General features: G+C 73.2%; 17 protein-coding genes. 7 read left to right on the forward strand and 10 right to left on the reverse strand.

Features of this window, described 5'->3' with window-relative positions; translation table 11 throughout:
* Positions 1–13: 13 nt before the first annotated feature.
* The 3 genes from ACZ7LK_RS03385 to ACZ7LK_RS03395 all read left to right on the forward strand — a co-directional run bounded on the left by ACZ7LK_RS03385 (position 14) and on the right by ACZ7LK_RS03395 (position 1,946).
* Positions 14–1,039: an endonuclease/exonuclease/phosphatase family protein gene (locus ACZ7LK_RS03385; protein ID WP_469464438.1), complete on the forward strand. Its 1,026-nt coding sequence runs from the start codon at positions 14–16 to the stop codon at positions 1,037–1,039.
* 139 nt (positions 1,040–1,178) lie between these two features.
* Entirely contained in the window at positions 1,179–1,409 is a 231-nt protein-coding gene (locus ACZ7LK_RS03390) for a hypothetical protein (protein WP_392276611.1), read from the forward strand.
* Between the two features lie 96 nt (positions 1,410–1,505).
* On the forward strand, positions 1,506–1,946 hold the full coding sequence (locus ACZ7LK_RS03395; protein ID WP_471138166.1) for a hypothetical protein: 441 nt from the start codon (positions 1,506–1,508) through the stop codon (positions 1,944–1,946).
* Here the strand turns inward: ACZ7LK_RS03395 and ACZ7LK_RS03400 are convergent.
* The 6 genes from ACZ7LK_RS03400 to ACZ7LK_RS03425 form a co-directional block, all read right to left on the reverse strand.
* Positions 1,912–3,672 carry an NAD+ synthase gene (locus ACZ7LK_RS03400; RefSeq protein ID WP_392276613.1) on the reverse strand — a complete coding sequence of 587 codons (1,761 nt, stop codon included), beginning with the start codon at positions 3,670–3,672 and terminating at the stop codon, positions 1,912–1,914. The two genes, ACZ7LK_RS03395 and ACZ7LK_RS03400, sit on opposite strands and share 35 nt — an antisense overlap.
* A 175-nt stretch (positions 3,673–3,847) precedes the next feature.
* Positions 3,848–4,267 carry a CBS domain-containing protein gene (locus ACZ7LK_RS03405; protein WP_392276614.1) on the reverse strand — a complete coding sequence of 140 codons (420 nt, stop codon included), beginning with the start codon at positions 4,265–4,267 and terminating at the stop codon, positions 3,848–3,850.
* 157 nt (positions 4,268–4,424) lie between these two features.
* On the reverse strand, positions 4,425–5,054 hold the full coding sequence (locus ACZ7LK_RS03410; protein WP_392276615.1) for a DUF305 domain-containing protein: 630 nt from the start codon (positions 5,052–5,054) through the stop codon (positions 4,425–4,427).
* Positions 5,051–5,701 (reverse strand): DUF3105 domain-containing protein, encoded by a 651-nt coding sequence (locus ACZ7LK_RS03415; RefSeq protein ID WP_392276616.1) that lies wholly within the window; start codon positions 5,699–5,701, stop codon positions 5,051–5,053. The genes ACZ7LK_RS03410 and ACZ7LK_RS03415 overlap by 4 nt, the downstream gene beginning before the upstream one ends.
* A gap of 66 nt (positions 5,702–5,767) precedes the next feature.
* On the reverse strand, positions 5,768–6,166 hold the full coding sequence (locus tag ACZ7LK_RS03420) for a hypothetical protein (protein WP_392276617.1): 399 nt from the start codon (positions 6,164–6,166) through the stop codon (positions 5,768–5,770).
* 30 nt (positions 6,167–6,196) lie between these two features.
* Positions 6,197–7,276, reverse strand: coding sequence for a PP2C family protein-serine/threonine phosphatase (locus tag ACZ7LK_RS03425; RefSeq protein WP_392276618.1), 1,080 nt, complete (start codon positions 7,274–7,276; stop codon positions 6,197–6,199).
* Positions 7,277–7,395: 119 nt separating this feature from the next.
* Here ACZ7LK_RS03425 and ACZ7LK_RS03430 point away from each other — a divergent pair, with 119 nt between their 5' ends.
* Both ACZ7LK_RS03430 and ACZ7LK_RS03435 read left to right on the forward strand, forming a co-directional pair.
* Positions 7,396–8,757 (forward strand): glutamine synthetase family protein, encoded by a 1,362-nt coding sequence (locus ACZ7LK_RS03430; protein WP_392276619.1) that lies wholly within the window; start codon positions 7,396–7,398, stop codon positions 8,755–8,757.
* A gap of 273 nt (positions 8,758–9,030) precedes the next feature.
* The gene (locus tag ACZ7LK_RS03435) at positions 9,031–9,546 is read left to right on the forward strand and encodes an RICIN domain-containing protein (RefSeq protein ID WP_392276642.1); all 516 of its coding nucleotides are present in this window, start codon (positions 9,031–9,033) and stop codon (positions 9,544–9,546) included.
* A gap of 131 nt (positions 9,547–9,677) precedes the next feature.
* Here ACZ7LK_RS03435 and ACZ7LK_RS03440 read toward each other — a convergent pair whose 3' ends face one another.
* Together ACZ7LK_RS03440 and ACZ7LK_RS03445 are read right to left on the reverse strand one after the other, a co-directional pair.
* Positions 9,678–10,079, reverse strand: a complete 402-nt coding sequence (locus ACZ7LK_RS03440) for a DUF4234 domain-containing protein (protein ID WP_471138170.1) — start codon at positions 10,077–10,079, stop codon at positions 9,678–9,680.
* Between the two features lie 64 nt (positions 10,080–10,143).
* Positions 10,144–10,743: a helix-turn-helix domain-containing protein gene (locus ACZ7LK_RS03445; protein WP_471138172.1), complete on the reverse strand. Its 600-nt coding sequence runs from the start codon at positions 10,741–10,743 to the stop codon at positions 10,144–10,146.
* Between the two features lie 100 nt (positions 10,744–10,843).
* Between ACZ7LK_RS03445 and ACZ7LK_RS03450 the strand changes: the two genes are divergently transcribed.
* Positions 10,844–12,244 (forward strand): MFS transporter, encoded by a 1,401-nt coding sequence (locus ACZ7LK_RS03450; protein ID WP_471138174.1) that lies wholly within the window; start codon positions 10,844–10,846, stop codon positions 12,242–12,244.
* 68 nt (positions 12,245–12,312) lie between these two features.
* Here the strand turns inward: ACZ7LK_RS03450 and ACZ7LK_RS03455 are convergent, their stop codons facing one another.
* Positions 12,313–12,744, reverse strand: a complete 432-nt coding sequence (locus ACZ7LK_RS03455) for a VOC family protein (RefSeq protein WP_471138176.1) — start codon at positions 12,742–12,744, stop codon at positions 12,313–12,315.
* An 87-nt stretch (positions 12,745–12,831) separates the two neighbouring features.
* On the reverse strand, positions 12,832–14,838 hold the full coding sequence (locus tag ACZ7LK_RS03460) for a PIG-L family deacetylase (protein ID WP_471138178.1): 2,007 nt from the start codon (positions 14,836–14,838) through the stop codon (positions 12,832–12,834).
* Between the two features lie 324 nt (positions 14,839–15,162).
* On the opposite strand from ACZ7LK_RS03460, the gene ACZ7LK_RS03465 reads away from it, so the two are divergent.
* Positions 15,163–18,147, forward strand: a complete 2,985-nt coding sequence (locus tag ACZ7LK_RS03465; RefSeq protein ID WP_392276648.1) for a bifunctional [glutamine synthetase] adenylyltransferase/[glutamine synthetase]-adenylyl-L-tyrosine phosphorylase — start codon at positions 15,163–15,165, stop codon at positions 18,145–18,147.
* Position 18,148: the final 1 nt, after the last annotated feature.

Below are 18,148 nucleotides of genomic sequence, written 5' to 3' on the forward strand. Positions count from 1 at the left end.
TGAGGACGGCGGCATGGCGCGGGTGGACGTGACGGAGACGGGGAACGGCAGCGCGCGGGACCAGCGGCGCACCGGATCCCGGGTCCGGTCGGTGCTCGACCGCTGGCGCGACGACCCGGGCATCTGGCGCCGGGGTGCCCTGCTGGCCTGCTGCGCCGTGCTGCTGGGGCTGCTGATGGTCTTCCACGCGCAGATCCCCAACAAGATCGGCAACCTGGGCAGTCTCACCGAGACGTTCCTGCCGTGGCTCGGCGTCTTCGTGCCGGTGATCATGGTGGCCGCGGTGGTGCGGCGCTCGGCGACCGCGCTGGTCGCCGCCCTGCTGCCGGGGGTGATCTGGCTCAATTTCTTCGGCGGGCTCGTCACCGACAAGTCGGGCTCGGGCGGGGACCTGATGGTCGTCTCGCACAACGTCAACGCCGACAACCCGGACCCCGGGGGCACCGCCCGCCAGGTCGCCGGCTCCGGGGCGGACATCGTGGCCCTGGAGGAGCTCAAGCCCGGCATGGTCCCGGTGTACGAGCGGGCGCTCGCCGAGACGTACCCGTACCACTCCGTCCAGGGCACGGTCGGCCTGTGGAGCAAGTACCCGATGGGCGAGAGCCGCCCGGTGGACATCCGGCTGGGCTGGACGCGCGCGATGCGCGCCACCGTGACCGCGCCCCAGGGCCAGGTCGCCGTGTACGTCGCCCACCTGCCGTCCGTGCGGGTCAAGCTGAACGCCGGGTTCACCGCCAACCAGCGCGACGACAGCGCCGACGCGCTGGGCGAGGCCATCGTCCGTGAGGACCTGGGCAAGGTCATCCTGCTCGGCGACCTCAACGGCACGATGAACGACCGGTCGCTCAACGCCGTCACCTCCCAGATGCGCTCCACCCAGGGCGCGGCCGGCGACGGCATGGGCTTCAGCTGGCCGGCCGCGTTCCCGATGGCGCGGATCGACCAGATCATGGTCAAGGGCGTGGAACCGGTCGCCTCCTGGACCCTCCCGGAGACCGACAGCGACCACCTCCCGATCGCCGCCCGCGTCACCCTCTGACACCGCGGGGCCGGGCGTCACCCGGCCGGGCGGTGACCGGTGGCACGGCACCCGGCACGGTGTTTGGCTGACGGGGGTCCGCCACCGATGGCGGACCCGCCCGGTCACGGGCCCCGGAGCTGGGAAAGGGCAGGTCGCCATGGCGAACAAGGAACAGAGGTTCCAGATCGACATCGACGGGATCGACCTGCCCGACGAGGTCGTCCAGCGCATCGACGCCGCTGTCCGCAAGGCCGTCCTCACCGAGCTGGCGACGGTCGATCTGCACGGCCGCGCCACCGACCTCCTGGCCCAGGGCTTCGCGGTGGAGTCGCTCGGCGGGCCGGGCCACCTCCAGGGACTCCGCGTCAAGGACGCGAGGACGGTCTAGGTGCCCGGTCCGGGCTCCGGTACCGGCGCGTCACCGGGAGCCGCCGCGGCCACGCGGGGCATGACGTGCCCGAGCGCGCCGTGCCACGAGGGTGCCGTGCTCATCGCCGTGCTGGGGGAGGACGGGCGCCTCGGCTACCTGCGCCCCGCGCTCCCCGTCGACGACGCGTTCGTGGCCGCCGCCGAGCGGCACGGCGACCCCGAGTCGCGGTTCCGGTTCGCCGACCGGTGCCGCGAGGACGGCTGCGAGAACTGGAGCGGCCGGGACTGCTCCCTCGTCGACACCCTGGTCGGCGCCGCGCCCGGCCCGGAGCCGGAGGCCCCCGCCGACGGCCTGCCCCGGTGTGCCGTCCGCGCCGACTGCCGGTGGTTCGTCCAGCGGGGCCCCCGGGCCTGCGCCGTCTGCCCCCTCGTGGTCTACCGGCCGGAACCCCGCCCGGTCGGCCAGGACCCGGACCCGGCGGTACCGGCGGACCGAGGGGGGCGGGGGCGGTCCGGGGACGTCAGCCCGTCGTCGTCTCGCGCCAGCGGTTGGTGATCGGCAGGCGCCGGTCCTTGCCGAAGCCCTTGGCCGAGATCTTGGTTCCCGGCGGGTACTGGCGCCGCTTGTACTCGGCCGTGTCCACCAGCCGCAGCGTCCGCGTCACCAGCTCGTCGTCGTACCCCCCGGCGACGATCGCGTCCTTGCCCTGGTCGCGGTCGACGTACAGCTCCAGGATCCGGTCCAGCACGTCGTAGTCGGGCAGCGAGTCGGTGTCGACCTGCCCCGGCCGCAGTTCGGCGCTCGGCGGCTTGGAGAGGGAGTTCTCCGGGATCGGCGGGGTCTGGCCCCGCTCCTCGGCCGCGCGGTTGCGCCACCGCGCCAGGCGGAAGACGGTCGTCTTGTACACGTCCTTGATGGGCCCGTACGCGCCGACCGAGTCGCCGTACAGCGTCGAATACCCCACCGCCAGCTCCGACTTGTTGCCCGGCGCCAGCACGATGTGCCCCTCCTGGTTGGAGATCGCCATCAGCATCGTGCCGCGCAGCCGCGACTGGAGGTTCTCCTCCGCCAGGCCCGTCAGGCCGAGCGAGCCCATGTAGGCGTCGAACATCGGCTCGATCGACACCGTGCGGAAGTTGAGGCCCGTGCGGCGGGCCAGCTCCGCCGCGTCGCCCTTGGAGTGGTCGGAGCTGTACTTGGAGGGCATCGACACCCCGTACACGTTCCCCGCGCCCAGCGCGTCGCAGGCGATCGCGGCGACCAGCGCCGAGTCGATCCCGCCCGACAGACCGACCAGCACGGAACGGAAACCGTTCTTGGCGGCGTACGCCCGCAGCCCCACCACCAGGGCGGTGTACACCTCCTCGTCGTCGTCGAGGCGCTCCGCGTACCCGCCGGTCAGCTCCGCCTCGTAGGCGGGCAGCGGCTCCTCCGACAGCACGACCCGCTCGATGCGGAGCCCGTCGTCCACGACGCCCTCCGGGGCGTCCGGGGACGCCGCCGGCAGGTCCAGGTCCAGGATCACGCTGCCCTCGGCGAACTGCGGCGCCCGCGCCACGACCTCGCCGTCCTTGTCGACCACGATGGAGTCGCCGTCGAAGACCAGGTCGTCCTGGCCGCCGATCATCGCCAGGTAGGCGAGGGTGCAGCCGGCCTCCTGGGCGCGCTTGCGCACCAGTTCCAGCCGGACGTCGTCCTTGTTCCGCTCGTACGGGGAGGCGTTGATCGAGATCAGCAGACCCGCGTGCGCGCTGCGGGCGGCCGGGACGCGGCCGCCGTCCTGCCACAGGTCCTCGCAGATGGCGAGCGCGACGTCCACCCCGTGGACCCGGACCACCGGCATCGTGTCGCCGGGCACGAAGTACCGGAACTCGTCGAAGACGCCGTAGTTCGGCAGGTGGTGCTTGGCGAACGACAGCACCACGTCCCCGTCGTACAGCACCGCGGCGGCGTTCCGCGGCGCCCCGGCGGGCTGGCCGTAACGGGGCTGGGCCTTCTCCGTACGGTCCAGGTAGCCCACCACCACGGGGACACCGCCGAAGCCCTCCTCGGCGAGGCGCGCGGCGAGCGCGCGCAGCGCGCTGCGGGACGCCTCGACGAAGGACGACCGCAGGGCCAGGTCCTCGACGGGGTAGCCGGTCAGCACCATCTCGGGGAACGCGACCAGATGCGCTCCCTGCTCCACGGAGTGCCGGGTCCAGTGCACGATCGCCTCGGCGTTCCCGGCGAGATCACCGACGGTCGAGTCGATCTGATTCAGAGCGAGGCGTAGTTGAGGCACCCGGCCAGTGTAATCGTCAGAGCGACGCGATGTCCTGACGTGCCCGCCGGACGCGCCGGGCACGACGACGCGGGCGGGCCGCACCGGGCACGGCGACGCGGGCGGGCCGCGCCGGGCACGACGACGGGGGCGGGCCGCGCCGCGCGCGTGCCACGCCCCCGTACCGGTGGAGCGGTCAGCGCCGCTCGTAGACCCGCCCCGCCCAGTCGGCCACCTGGGCGTCCGACAGGTGCCGGGCCAGGTCGGCCTCGCTGATCATGCCCACCAGACGCTTGTTCTCGATCACCGGCAGCCGGCGGATCCGGTGGCCCTTCATCTCGCGGAGGACCTCCTCCACGTCCGCGCTCGCGTCGATCCAGCGCGGGGTGCCCTTCGCCATCTCGCCCGCCTTGACGCGCGCCGGGTCGTGGCCCATGGCCACACAGCCGACGACGATGTCCCGGTCGGTGATGATGCCGCAGAGCCGCTCGTTCTCGTCGGCGACGGGCAGGGCGCCCACATCGAGGTCGCGCATGAGCTGCGCGGCACGGTCGAGGGTCTCGTGGGCGGGGAGCCACTCGGCTCCGGGGTGCATGATGTCCTTGGCGGTGGTCATGGGGTTCGTTTCCTCCGAAGACGCCGTACGGCGCCGTACGCGGTCCCCGAGCGCCTTCATTCTCGTCGCCGCCCCGCCGCCCCGCGACCGCTGCTCGGCCGTACGGCCGCCCCGGGCACCCCGGAGCGGCCGCACGGCGGCCGGCCGCCGCCGGACGCTACGGCTTCGCGCCGCGCTTCTCCAACAGGTCGGCCATCAGCAGGATCTCCGACTCCTGCGCGTCGACCATCCCCTGCGCCAGGTTCCGCTCCACCCCGGGACGGCACCGGTCCACACAGCCGCGCGCCATGTGCACCCCGCCCCGGTGGTGCTCGGTCATCAGCCGCAGGTACAGGACCTCCGCCTGCCGGCCGCTCGCCGTCCGCAACCGGTCCAGCTCGTCGGCCGTGGCCATGCCCGGCATCAGCGGGCCGGAGTGCCCCGGGCCGTGGGACGGCATGTCCATCCAGGCCATCGGCTCGCTCCCCGCCACCACCTTCGGCAACCCCCACATGTCCAGCCAGCCCAGCATCATGCCGCGCTGGTTGGCCTGGGTGTTGGCGATGTCGTACGCCAGCCGGCGCACCTCCTCGTCCTTCGTGCGGTCCCGCACGATGAACGACATCTCCACGGCCTGCTGGTGGTGCACCGACATGTCCCGCGCGAACCCGGCGTCCGCCGAGTCCTCGGCCGGCACGGCCGCGGCACGGCCCTCGGTCCCCGGGCCCGCCGACGCGACCGTCGCCGCCCCGGCGAACAGCAGCGCCAGCACCACCGCCGTCACCGCCGCCCAGTGCGTACGGGTCACTGCGGGTCCAGCCCGTTGGTGCACGCCGCGCCCGGCTCGGGCGTCTGCGGGCCCTGCACGTACTTGGTGAAGAAGGCGTCCACCCGCGGGTCGTCGGCACCGTCGACGGTGACCTGCTTGCCCCACGCGCTCAGCATGATCGGACCGGCCTGGCCCTCGACCGGGCTCATGAAGGAGTACGAGGTCTTGCCGACCTTCTCCGCCAGCTTCTTCACGTCGTCCGCCGGCGCCTTGGAGTTGTACGTCACCCACACCGCGCCGTGCTCCAGGGAGTGCACCGCGTTCCGCTCGGGAACCGGCTTCTTGTACACGTCCCGGTCGCAGTTGAGCCACACCTGGTCGTGGTCACCGCCCACCGGGGGCTTCATCGGGTACGTCACGGACTTGGTGACGTGGTTGCGGCCCAGCTTCTTGGCGTCCCAGGACTTCTCGTCCTCGATCGGCGCCTTGGCGGCCGCCTCCTGCTGCTCCTGCTCCTTGTTCTCCTTGTTCAGCACGTATCCGCCGAAGCCCACGAGGCCGGCGACCACGAGAGCGCTGACGGAGATGGTGATCACGCGGTTGCGGCGCTCACGGGCGCGCTCGGCGCGGCGCATCTCCTCTATTCGGGCACGGCGGTCGGCGGTGGACGATCGGTTGGCAGCCATGGTGGGGGTTTCCTTGTCGGATGTGGAGGGTCGTCACTGCTGGGTCCGGGACTGCGGCGGGCTGCCCTAGGTCCGCAGCACCTGGAGGACGTGGAGGTCCGGCGCGCGCGGCCGGACGCCGGAGGCGGCGGGCCGGCCGGCGGGAGCGGTTGCCCCCGCCCGCACCAGGCCGTCCGGCTGGGCCGGCGGGTCGAGCGGCGGGGCGGTGAGGACGGCGGGGGTCAGGTACGGGAAGAGCCCGCAGTCGCCCCGGTCGTACGGGCAGATGTACTCGCCGGCTTCGTGCCCCGTCCCGTACCCGGAAGCCGGGTGCCCGGCGGCGGTGCTGCCGGCCACGGGGCCCCGGTGCCCGGCCCCGGCGCCGCCGTGCGGGGCGACACAGACGAAGAGCGCGGCGAGCAGCGTCGCCACGGCGCCCGCGAACGCCATGGGACGCGCGATGCGTATGAGCCCGTGGCCCCCCATGGGCGCTGATGGTAATGGGCCGCCGTCCGGTCAGCCACGCCCGTCCGGCGTACAGAGCGCCAGCAGCGCCACGTCGTCGGCCACCTCACCGGCGTACGACGCCAGATCGCGCCACACCTCACGCACCAGCTCCACCGGCGAGACGGGCCACGTCTCCGCCCGCAGCCGGGTCTCCAGCGGGTAGAACGCGCCCGTCGCGTCCCGCGCCTCCGTCACGCCGTCCGTGTGCGCCAGCAGCACGTCCGACGGCCGCAGCGGCACCGTCACCGCCTCCGGCGCCCGGTACTCCCTCAGCCCCAGCCCCAGGGGCGCGCCCGGCGCCAGCTCCACCTCACGCGGGCCGTCCCCGTCCACCAGCAGCGGCGCCGGGTGCCCGCAGCTCAGCACCCGTACCGCCCTGCCGCCCGGCGGGAACTCCATCAGCACCGCGGTCGCGAACACCTCCGTCTCGCCCCGCCCCGCCGAGTCCACCACCAGCCGCCGGTCCAGCCGCCGGGCCACCCCGGCCAGCTCCGGCTCGTCCAGCACGGCCTCCCGGAACGTCCCCAGCAGCGCCGACACCGTCCCCACCGCCTCCAGGCCGTGCCCCTTCACATCGGCCACGATCGCCCGCACTCCGTACGGCCCGTCCTGCACGTCGTACAGGTCCCCGCCCACCAGCGTCCCCCGCTCCGCCGCCCGGTACAGCGCCCCGCACCGCACCGGGCCCACCCGCTCCGGCATCGGCGGCAGCACGGCGAGCTGGGCCGCCTCCGCCACCGTCCGCACCGACACGAGCTGCGCGTCCCGCCGCACCCGCACCCCGGCCAGGATGACGCTGACCGCGCCGATCAGCCCGAAGGCCAGCAGGTCGCCGTAGGTGACGTCGTCGGCGCGGATGGCGGGCATCAGCAGCAGCCCGAACAGGGTGCCCGCCACCATGGCCGTGCCGAGCATTCCGTACAGCAGCGAGGTCAGGGGCGGCACCACGGCGAATGCGAAGCCGAGCTGCACGCTCCTCGGGGTGGTGAGCTGGACGACCACCAGAAGGACCATCGTCAGCCAGGGCAGCAGACGCAGCCAGGCCGGCGGCTTGCCGGCGCCGGGCAACTGCTGGGTGCCACGGTCCATGGGACCAGTCTGCGAGGCCTCCGTTACCTACGCCACAGAGGTCCATGCACTATGGGTTCGCAACGTGCACGAAACCGTGTGGTGGCATGCTGGCCTGATCAGCGAGGATGGGTGTGGACATGGACAAGCAGCAGGAATTCGTACTCCGTACGCTCGAGGAGCGCGACATCCGCTTCGTGCGCCTGTGGTTCACGGACGTGCTCGGCTTCCTGAAGTCCGTCGCCGTGGCCCCCGCCGAGCTGGAGCAGGCCTTCGACGAGGGCATCGGCTTCGACGGCTCGGCGATCGAGGGCTTCGCCCGGGTGTACGAGTCGGACATGATCGCCAAGCCCGACCCGGGAACCTTCCAGATCCTGCCGTGGCGGGCGGAGGCACCGGGCACGGCCCGGATGTTCTGCGACATCCTCATGCCCGACGGCTCCCCGTCCTTCGCCGACCCCCGGTACGTGCTGAAGCGGATCCTGGCCAAGACCTCCGACCTCGGCTTCACCTTCTACACCCACCCCGAGATCGAGTTCTTCCTGCTGAAGGACAAGCCGCTGGACGGCACCCGCCCCACCCCGGCGGACAACTCCGGCTACTTCGACCACACCCCGCAGAACGTCGGCATGGACTTCCGCCGCCAGGCGATCACCATGCTCGAGTCGATGGGCATCTCGGTCGAGTTCAGCCACCACGAGGGCGCCCCCGGCCAGCAGGAGATCGACCTCCGCTACGCCGACGCGCTGTCGACCGCCGACAACATCATGACGTTCCGCCTGGTCATGAAGCAGGTGGCGCTGGAGCAGGGCGTGCAGGCCACCTTCATGCCCAAGCCGTTCTCGGAACACCCCGGCTCGGGCATGCACACCCACCTCTCCCTCTTCGAGGGCGACCGCAACGCCTTCTACGAGTCGGGCGCCGAGTACCAGCTCTCCAAGGTCGGCCGCTCCTTCATCGCGGGCCTGCTGCGCCACGCGGCGGAGATCTCGGCCGTCACCAACCAGTGGGTCAACTCCTACAAGCGCATCTGGGGCGGCTCCACCCGCACCGCCGGCTCGGGCGGCGAGGCCCCCTCGTACATCTGCTGGGGCCACAACAACCGCTCCGCCCTGATCCGCGTCCCGATGTACAAGCCCGGCAAGACCGGCTCCGCCCGCGTCGAGGTCCGCTCCATCGACTCCGGCGCCAACCCGTACCTGACGTACGCGGTGCTTCTGGCGGCCGGCCTGAAGGGCATCGAGGAGGGCTACGAACTCCCCGCCGGCGCCGACGACGACGTCTGGGCCCTCTCCGACGCCGAACGCCGCGCCATGGGCATCGAGCCGCTCCCGCAGAACCTGGGCGAGGCGATCTCCCTGATGGAGCGCAGCGAACTGGTCGCCGAGACCCTCGGCGAGCACGTCTTCGACTTCTTCCTCCGCAACAAGAAGCAGGAGTGGGAGGAGTACCGCTCCGAGGTCACCGCCTTCGAGCTGCGCAAGAACCTGCCGGTGCTGTAGGCCGGGTTCAGCCCTGGGTCCACCGCTGCACGACAGCCATGACACGGCCGACGGTCACCGACCGTCGGCCGTGTCATGGCTGTCCGGCTGCTGACCCGACCCCCGAAACCACCGGGCATTTCCCGGATCTCAGGCGGAGCATTTCATTCCGGCTCAAGTCTTGATCAACTTGCTTGCTTGTCTCGAACTCTCCCGCATAGAGTTCAGGCGTCCCAGGGGGATCTGACCATATTCCACCCCCTGGCTTTAGCGCCTTCGGGTGCAGGGGGAAATATGAATAAGGCTTCGAAAATCCGCGCTGCCATGGTGCTGGCGGCGGTTCCGACGATCCTGGCGGCTGTCTCTACGCCTGCGTCGGCATCCGACAACATCCTGTGGCGCAACGCGCACACAGGCGGTTGCCTCCGAGTCTGGAACAGCAGCGGCGTCGACACCAGTGCCGCGGCCATGCTGAAGTGCGTGGACGTGCCCAAGGGGCTCAGCATCAGATGGGACGACTCGCAGAGTAATCTTCAGAACCCGGACGGCGCCTACAAGATCACCACCAGGAACACGTTCTTCTCCGGTCGCTGCCTGGCGAGCTGGTACGCCGACGGGAGTGGCGTCGGAAAGGTCTACATCGAGCCCTGCGACAAGCCGGCGAATTATTACCAGCAGTGGTACGAGAACTGGACGGGCGACGGCATGCAGCTCGTGAATCGGCAGACCGGCCTGTGTCTCGATGGCGATTGGCAGGGCAACGTCTATACCAATAAGTGCAACGGTAGCGACTGGCAGATCTGGAAGTAATCAAGAGCGGGGGCGGAGGGCCGGAAGCCCGGTTCTGCCCGCGGTCCGTGAGCTGCTCCTCCGGCATGGGAACGCCGGGGGAGCTGCTTGACGTTGAGCCGGCTCGGTTCGGCCGGCGGCCCGGCCGGGGGTCAGGCCGCCAGGGGGACCTGGTCGCCTTCCGGGCGGAGGCCGTAGAGGGCCCAGATGCGGTTCATCTCCTGCTGGTAGTACAGCGGGTGCAGGCTGAAGATGAAGACCAGGACGAGGCCGATCCAGGGGTTGCAGGTCGGCTGCATCCCGGCCGCCCGCTGCATGCGGGCGATGCGTTCGCCCGTGTTGTACACCGAGATGAACGGCGGCACGATCAGGATCCAGCCGAGGGCGATGGCCACCACCGCCATGCCCGGCCGGACGTCGATGCGTTCGTCGAAGTCGCGCGCCTCGCGGTTCACCTTGTAGTACCAGACGAGGTGGTAGATCCCCAGGGTGATCAGTGGCCAGACGAGCCACACGAGGAAGATGTTCCGGGTCTTGCCGACGCGGCCGGTCATGGGCACCTCCGCAGTGGTCCTCCGTCCAGTGCAGCACGCCGGGTGGCGTGGCGCGCGTCGGCCGTCAGGCGTGCGGGCCGTGGCCTCCGAGGGCCGCCGGGCCGGGGGTGCGGACGACGGCCTGGTCGCCGTGGGGCCCGAACAGGTGGAGGATCTCGACCGGCTTGCCGTTCGCCGGGCCGAACCAGTGGGGCTGCCTGGTGTCGAACTCGGCCACCTCGCCCGGGCGCAGGACGCAGTCCTGGTCCCCGAGGACGAGGCGGAGCTCGCCCGCGAGGACGTACAGCCACTCGTAGCCGTTGTGGGTCACCAGCTTGGGTTCGCGGGGAGCCAGCACCTGCTTGAACACCTGCACCCGGCCCGGGTACTGGGTCAGGGGCACCAGGACGTTGCCGTGCCCCTTGTTGAGCGGCTTGAGGTGCACCCGGGGGTCGCCGCTGGCCGGCGCCGCCACGAGCTGGTCCAGGGCCACCCGGTGCGCACGCGCCAGCGGGATGAGCAGGTCCAGCGTCGGCCGGCGCTTGCCCGACTCCAGCCGGGACAGGGTGCTCACCGAGATCCCCGTCGTCGCGGCCAGCGCTTCCAGGGTGAGTCCGCGGTCCCGGCGCAGCGCGCGCAACCGGGGGCCGATGCCGTTGATCGTCTCTTGCACTTCCGCGTCCATGACAGCCATTTTGCGGTCTCCGCAAAGTCGCTGGGCCACGGTGGGCGGCCACCCCGAGCATGACCGGGCCGGACACTGCACGAACGTGAGAGGCAAGGCCGTGACCACGACGATCCATCCCCCGCAGCAGACCGTACCGCCCGTGCTGAGCCCGCGAAGGCGCTGGACGGTACTGGCCGTCTGCTGCCTGAGCATGTTCCTGGTGGGCCTGGACACCACCATCGTGAACGTGGGCCTGCCCGAGATCGGACGCGCCCTGCACATCGGCACCCGCAGCCTCGAATGGACCGTCGATTCCTACACCCTCGTCCTCGCCGGTCTGCTCATCACCTCCGGCGCGCTGGCGGACCGCTTCGGCCGCCGCAAGGTGTTCCGGACCGGGCTGGTGGTCTTCGGTCTGGCGTCCGTGGCCTGCGCCCTCGCGCCCTCGGTGGGCGTGCTCGTGGCGGCCCGCGCGCTCCAGGGCGTCGGCGCCTCGATGCTCAGCCCCGTGGCCCTCGCGATCGTGGTCGACGCGATGCCCGACCCGAGGGAACGCGCCCGGGCGATCGGCGTCTGGGCCGCGGTGTTCGGGCTCAGCATGGCCGCCGGCCCCGTCACGGGCGGTGCGCTCGTCGAAAGCCTCGGCTGGCGCTCGCTGTTCTGGGTCAACGCCCCCGTCGTCGTCGCCGCTCTCGTGCTCACCGCGCTGTTCGTCCCCGAGTCCCGGGCCCGGCGGGCCCAGCGGCTCGACCTGCCCGGCCAGGTGCTGCTGACCCTGGTCATCGCGGCCGCGGTCGGCGTCCTGATCGAAGGGCCGCGCATCGGCTGGACCTCGCCCGCCGCCCTCGGCGCCTACGCCTTCACCGGCCTGGCGGCGGCCGCGTTCGTACGGGTCGAGTGGAGCCGCCCCGAACCGCTGGTGGACCCGCGGCTCTTCCGCCGCCCCGCCTTCACCGGGGCCGTCCTCGGAGCGGTGGCCGTCTTCGTCGCCCTCAACGTGACGCTGCTGCTCAACACCCTCTACCTCCAGGACGGCCGGGGCTGGACACCGCTCGCGGCCGGGCTGGCGACCCTGCCCATGGCCGTCGGAGCGACCCTCTGCGCGCCCTGGTCCGGCCGGCTCGTCGGGCGTACCGGGCCGAGGCCGCCGCTGCTGGCGGCCGGGGCCTCCATGACGGCCGGCGGCCTCTGCCTCACCGGTCTCGACCAGGACACCGGCGTACTGCTGCTCCTGCCGGCCTACGCGCTCATCGGCATCGGGTTCGGCTTCGCCAACGCGCCGATCACCAACACCGCCGTGAGCGGCCTGCCGGCCGGCCGCGCCGGGGTGGCCGGGGCGATCACCTCGACCGCCCGGCAGTTGGGCGCCGCGCTCGGCATCGCCGTCGCCGGCGGCCTGGTCGCGGGCTCCGCCCCGGCCGGACTCGCCCACGCGTCCCGCCCGGGCTGGGCCCTCGTCGCCCTGTGCGGACTGTCCCTGTTCGCGGTCGCCTCCACGTCCCGGCCGAAGCGCACCTAGGCGGTGTCGTGCCGATCAGGCGGGCATCGGGAGCCCGATCGGCGGGACGCCCGCCTGATCGACACGACCTAGCGCTCGGACAGCTCGGACGGGGCCTCCTGGACCGTCCAGCCGTTGCCGTCCGGGTCCTTGAAGAACATGAACGAGTTCCACGTCCCGCCCTTGCCCTCCGTCCAGCCGTCCGGGCCCACGTGTTGCACGGGGGTCACGTCCACGCCCCGGGACAGCAGCTCCGCGCGGGCCGCCTCGATGTCGGTCACGCACACCTGGAGGCCCTGGAGCGAGCCCGGGGCCATGGGCTTCTCGCCCGGGCCCGGGGGCATGCCGCTCTGGAGGGCGATCGAGCAGCGCGAGCCGGGCGGGGTCACCTGGATGATGCGCACGCCCGAGGCCACCTCCGTGTCCAGGTCGACCGTGAACCCGCAGGCCGTGCCGTAGAAGTCCTTCGCCCGGTCCAGGTCGGTGACCGGGACGACGACGACCTCGAGTGTCCAGTTCATGGGCTTCCTCCCTCGATACGTACGCCCATCCAAGCCGGACGTACGCCCATCCAAGCCGGACTCCGCGCGCGGCGCAGGCTTATCGGCTCACCGTTCCCAGGGCGACCAGTTCAGCCGGCCGTCCAGGCCCAGCGTGGCGAAACCGCCCGGGGCGGCGGCGGGGGCGCCGGCGAACAGCGAACCGCCCGTCGTCCACCGCCCGCCGGGCGACAGCGCCGCCACCGCGCCGGTGCCCGCGCGCCCGGCCACCCGGCCGCCCGACACCGCCAGGGCGCCGTGTCCGGCCACGCCGCCCGGCGCCTCCCGTACCGGCGAGGCGTGGCCACCGCCCGCGAAGCGGGCCGAGCGGACGTCACCCGCATCCGGCTTCCGGAACCAGAGCCGCACCCCGTCCGCACCGTCCGGCGCGGCGCTCAGCGACACGGTGGTCGCCGGCAGCCCGGTCGGCACCGGCCCGCCCACCGGCCCGTCCGGGGCGGCCTGCGTCCACGCCAGCACCGTCCTCGGCGTGGCCGCGAACACGTACCCCCGCCCCGTCGCGTCCATGGCCGCCACCGGGTCGCCCCGCAGGTCCCGCCCCCCGGCCGGCCGCCACGGCCCCCAGCCGCCGTCCGCCCGCTGGGCGCTGACCCGCATCGTGTGGCCGCCGTCGCGCACGTACACCGTCATCAGGCCGGCCCGGTCCACCAGGACCGCCGGCAGGCCGATGTCGGACGTGGCGGTGTCGTCGTCCCGCTCCGGCGTCCCCAGCGACCGCCACGGGCCGAACGCCCCGCCCGGCGCGGACTGCACCGACGCCACCACCTCGCGGCGGTACTTCCCGTCCAGCCGGGTGCGCGTCCCGAACACCGCGACCCGGCCGTCCGGCAGCCGCACCGAGGTCACCCCGCTGTCCAGGCCGGTCCCCTTCTGGAGGACCGGGCCCGTCCACCCCTGTGCCGCGTCCCGCCGGTGCCACACCGCCAGCCGGCCGTCCAGCACCGAGAACGCGTACGACTCGCCCGGCCCGGCGCCCCGCTGCGCCCAGGAGGCCGAACCGCCCCGGGCGTAGCGGACCGACTGGGCCCAGTCGTGCCCGGCGGGGCGGGCGGCCACCTTGCGGTCGCCGCAGCCGGCCGGGTCCTCGCAGTAGTCGGTGTGATCCCACCACGCGTAGGTCTTCAGCGTGCGCAGCTTCGCCTCGGTGGTCCGCGGGTCCAGCACGTGCGGCATCCCGCCGGTCGAGTACCCGAGGTAGTTCTGCACGGCGAAGGACGGGCGCCCGCTCTTCTCCGCGTACCGGGCGAGCGCCGCCTGCGCGAACCGGGCGCCGTACATGTGGTCCTGGTGGTCGGAGAGCTTGCCCGTCTTCTCGTTCCGGCCTGGCGTCGGGTCCATCATCCGCACGAAAGTGGGCCGGAACCGGTCGAGCACCCCGGTCAGGGTCGCGACCGTCTGGTCCCTGGTGTACGCGAAGCCGTCCCGGACCGGGGAGCCCGCCGCGAGCTGGGACTCCAGCCGCTCCACCCGGCCGTCCCACAGCCCGCGCAGGCTGTGCGGGCGGTCGTCGGAGATGCTGCCCGCCTCACGGAGCTGGAGCCAGACCAGGCTGATCTGCGGCTTCGCCCGCAGGGTGTCCAGTTCGGCCCGGCCGCCGCCGGCCGTGACGATCGAGGTGCGGTCCCACGGGCTGGTGCGGTTGCCGGTGGCCATCTCGGCGTACGCGGCCCGGATGCCGTTCTGCCGGGCCTCCGCGTACGCCGCCTTGTCGGCGCGCGGGCGCGGGTCCTGACGGCGGGCGTTGCGCCCGTCGGACTCCCCGGCGGTCAGGTACACGGACGTGAGGCTCCGGCCGGACGCGATGGACTGGCTGGTGTCCGGGTTCATGAAGAACAGGTCGTCGTCCGGGTGGGCCATGATCTGCACGACCGCCTCCCCGGCCGTGCGGACCGGCTTCATGGCGTCCGCCTCCGGTACGCCCCGGGTCGGCACGTCGGACGCGTCCGACGACCCGGTGGTGAGCGCCAGGGTCCCGCCCGTGATGCCGAGCAGCACGGCGATCGGCGCGGCCACGAGCAGGCCTCGGCGGAAGGAGGGGAGGGCGGGGCGAGACATGGGCGGCGGCTTCCGTCATACGGGTGGGAGTGGTCGAACCGGGAGGGAAGAGGGGCATTGCCGCCATCCGGTTCATAGGCCGCCGTGTGCGCTGCCTCACGCCGTCGCCCCCGTGGCCGCCGGTGCCCCGGGGCCTCACGGTGCGGCGGGGGCGCGGGCCGATAGGCTCGTGGGGACGTGCTGGCGAGTGGGCCGAAGGGGCGCGCGGGCGTCGAGCGGGAGAGCGCGGAGGGCCGCGGGGTACGAGCGGCCCGAGCACGGTCGACCGCCGGCGGACGCGACTGGTTCCCGGAGGCGGACCGAGCCTCCGGAAGAAGGGGAGCCATGACCGGACCGGGGCGCAGGAGCAGTACCTTCACCCGACTGTTGCGGCACGGCTTCACCGATCCGTCCGCCGCCGAGCGGCTGCTCGACCTGCCCGTGGTGTCGGCCGTGCGCGGTGACCCGGTCCTCCTGGACGCGCTGGGCGCCACCCCCGATCCCGATCTGGCGCTGCGCGGGCTGGTCCGGCTGGCCGAGGCGCAGGACGGGGACGGCCGGCAACTGCTCGGCACGGTCCTGAGCGCCAAGCCGCTGCGCGACCGGCTGCTCGGCGTGCTCGGCTCCTCCGAGGCGCTGGCCGACCACCTGGCCCGGCACCCGCGGGACTGGGAGGCGCTCGTCACGTACGAGTCGGCCGACCTGCACCCGGGCGTCGCGGAGTTCGAGCGCGGGCTGGCCGGGGCGACCGATCCCGTGTCGCTGCGCGTCGCCTACCGGCGCTGCCTGCTGGCCATAGCGGCCCGTGACGTGTGCGGCACCATCGATGTCGCCGAGACCGCCGCCGAGCTGGCCGACCTCGCCACGGCCACCCTCCGCAAGGCCCTCGCCCTGGCGAGCGCGGCCGCCCCGGAGGACGCGGCGCTGTGCCGGCTCGCGGTCGTCGCGATGGGCAAGTGCGGCGGCCGCGAGCTGAACTACGTCTCCGACGTGGACGTCATCTTCGTCGGCGAGCCCGTCGACGGCGCCGACGAGGGCGAGGCGCTGCGCGCCGCCACCCGGCTGGCCTCGCACCTGATGCGCATCTGCTCGGAGCAGACGGTGGAGGGCACCATCTGGCCGGTCGACGCCAATCTGCGGCCGGAGGGCAGGAACGGGCCCCTGGTGCGCACGCTGTCGAGCCACCTCGCCTACTACCAGCGCTGGGCCAAGACGTGGGAGTTCCAGGCCCTGCTGAAGGCCCGGCCGGTGGCCGGTGACCCGGAGCTGGGCGCCGCGTACATCGAGGCCGTCTCGCCCCTGGTGTGGCAGGCCGCCGAGCGGGAGAACTTCGTCACCGACGTGCAGAAGATGCGCCGCCGCGTGGTGGACAACATCCCGGTCGCGCACGTGGACCGCGAGCTGAAGCTCGGGCCCGGCGGGCTGCGGGACGTCGAGTTCGCGGTGCAGCTCCTCCAGCTCGTGCACGGGCGCAGCGACGCCACGCTGCACAGCGCGACCACGCTGGAGGCACTGAAGGCGCTGGCGGCCGGCGGCTACGTGGGGCGCGCCGACGCGGCGCAGCTCGACGAGGCGTACCGCTTCCTGCGGGCGATGGAGCACCGCATCCAGCTCTTCCGGCTGCGGCGTACGCACCTGGTGCCGGAGGGCGAGGAGGACCTGCGGCGGCTGGGCCGGTCGATGGGGCTGCGCACCGATCCCGTCGCCGAGCTGAACCGGGAGTGGCGGCGCCACGCCTCGGTGGTGCGGCGGCTGCACGAGAAGCTGTTCTACCGGCCCCTGCTGGACGCGGTCGCCCAGCTCGCCCCCGGGGAGACACGGCTCAGCGCCAAGGCCGCCGGGCAGCGCCTGGAGGCGCTCGGGTACGCCGATCCCGCCGCCGCGCTGCGGCACCTGGAGGCGCTGGCGTCCGGCGTCACCAGGAAGGCGGCGATCCAGCGGACGCTGCTGCCGGTGCTGCTGGGCTGGTTCGCCGACTCGGCGGACCCCGACGCCGGGCTGCTGGGCTTCCGCAAGGTGTCGGACGCGCTGGGCAAGACGCCCTGGTACCTCCGGCTGCTGCGGGACGAGGGCGCGGCGGCGGAGAACCTGGCCCGGGTGCTGTCGGCCGGGCGGCTGGCCCCCGACCTGCTGCTGCGCGCGCCCGAGGCGGTGGCCATCCTGGGGGCGCCCGAGGGGCTCCGGCCGCGCGGCCGTTCCCATCTGGAGCCGGAGATCCTGGCGGCCGTCGGCCGCGCGGAGGACGCCGAGCTGGCCGTGGCCGTGGCCCGTGGCGTACGGCGCCGGGAGCTGTTCCGTACCGCCGCCGCCGACATCATCGGCTCGTACGGCACCGAGGACAGCCCCGCCGAGGCCGACCCCGGCGCCCTGGTGGACCGGGTCGGGCAGGCGATCACCGATCTGAACGCGGCGACCGTCGCGGGGGCGCTGCGGGCCGCCGTGCGCGAGCAGTGGGGCGACACCCTGCCCACCCGGTTCGCCGTCATCGGCATGGGCCGCTTCGGCGGCCATGAGCTGGGGTACGGCTCCGACGCCGACGTCCTGTTCGTCCACGAGCCGCGCGAGGGCGTCGACGAGCAGGAGGCGGCGCGGGCGGCCAACGCCGTGGTCGCCGAGATGCGCCGGCTGCTCCAGCTCCCGACCGCCGACCCGCCGCTGCTCATCGACGCGGACCTGCGCCCCGAGGGCAAGAGCGGGCCGCTGGTGCGCACCCTCAAGTCGTACGCGGCCTACTACCGCCGCTGGTCACTGGGCTGGGAGAGCCAGGCGCTGCTGCGCGCCGAGCCGATGGCCGGCGACGAGGACCTCGGGCGCCGGTTCATCGAGCTGGCCGACCCGCTGCGCTACCCCGAGCAGGGCCTGGACGAGGCCGCGGTGCGGGAGATCCGGCGCCTGAAGGCCCGGATGGAGACCGAGCGGCTGCCGCGCGGGGCCGACCCCGCCCTGCACACCAAGCTGGGGCGCGGGGGGCTGTCCGACGTGGAGTGGACCGTCCAGCTCCTCCAGATGCGCCACGGGCACGCGGTGCCGGGGCTGCGTACCACCCGTACCCGGCCGGCGCTGGCCGCCGCCCGGGACGCGGGCCTGATCACGGAGCAGGACGCCCAGACCCTGGACGAGGCCTGGGTGCTGGCGACCCGGGTGCGCAACGGGGTGATGCTGGTGCGCGGCCGGGCCGGGGACACCTTCCCGTCCGACTCCCGGGAGCTGGCGGCGGTCGGCCGCTACCTGGGGTACGGGCCCGGGCACGTCGGCGAGATGGTGGAGGACTACCGCCGCACCACGCGCCGGGCGCGGGCGGTGGTGGAGGAGCTGTTCTACGGGGGCTGAG

The organism is Streptomyces sp. NPDC039423 (assembly GCF_055598725.1).

Excerpts from the sequence above, each read along its gene's own strand:
- ACZ7LK_RS03405 (WP_392276614.1), bottom strand. The coding sequence starts at position 4,267 with ATGACCACCGCCAAGGACATCATGCACCCCGGAGCCGAGTGGCTCCCC.
- ACZ7LK_RS03455 (WP_471138176.1), bottom strand. The coding sequence starts at position 12,744 with ATGAACTGGACACTCGAGGTCGTCGTCGTCCCGGTCACCGACCTGGAC.
- ACZ7LK_RS03445 (WP_471138172.1), bottom strand. The coding sequence starts at position 10,743 with ATGGACGCGGAAGTGCAAGAGACGATCAACGGCATCGGCCCCCGGTTG.
- ACZ7LK_RS03465 (WP_392276648.1), top strand. The coding sequence starts at position 15,163 with ATGACCGGACCGGGGCGCAGGAGCAGTACCTTCACCCGACTGTTGCGG.
- ACZ7LK_RS03390 (WP_392276611.1), top strand. The coding sequence starts at position 1,179 with ATGGCGAACAAGGAACAGAGGTTCCAGATCGACATCGACGGGATCGAC.
- ACZ7LK_RS03435 (WP_392276642.1), top strand. The coding sequence starts at position 9,031 with ATGAATAAGGCTTCGAAAATCCGCGCTGCCATGGTGCTGGCGGCGGTT.
- ACZ7LK_RS03440 (WP_471138170.1), bottom strand. The coding sequence starts at position 10,079 with ATGACCGGCCGCGTCGGCAAGACCCGGAACATCTTCCTCGTGTGGCTC.
- ACZ7LK_RS03460 (WP_471138178.1), bottom strand. The coding sequence starts at position 14,838 with ATGTCTCGCCCCGCCCTCCCCTCCTTCCGCCGAGGCCTGCTCGTGGCC.
- ACZ7LK_RS03425 (WP_392276618.1), bottom strand. The coding sequence starts at position 7,276 with ATGGACCGTGGCACCCAGCAGTTGCCCGGCGCCGGCAAGCCGCCGGCC.
- ACZ7LK_RS03420 (WP_392276617.1), bottom strand. The coding sequence starts at position 6,166 with ATGGGGGGCCACGGGCTCATACGCATCGCGCGTCCCATGGCGTTCGCG.
- ACZ7LK_RS03385 (WP_469464438.1), top strand. The coding sequence starts at position 14 with ATGGCGCGGGTGGACGTGACGGAGACGGGGAACGGCAGCGCGCGGGAC.
- ACZ7LK_RS03430 (WP_392276619.1), top strand. The coding sequence starts at position 7,396 with ATGGACAAGCAGCAGGAATTCGTACTCCGTACGCTCGAGGAGCGCGAC.
- ACZ7LK_RS03415 (WP_392276616.1), bottom strand. The coding sequence starts at position 5,701 with ATGGCTGCCAACCGATCGTCCACCGCCGACCGCCGTGCCCGAATAGAG.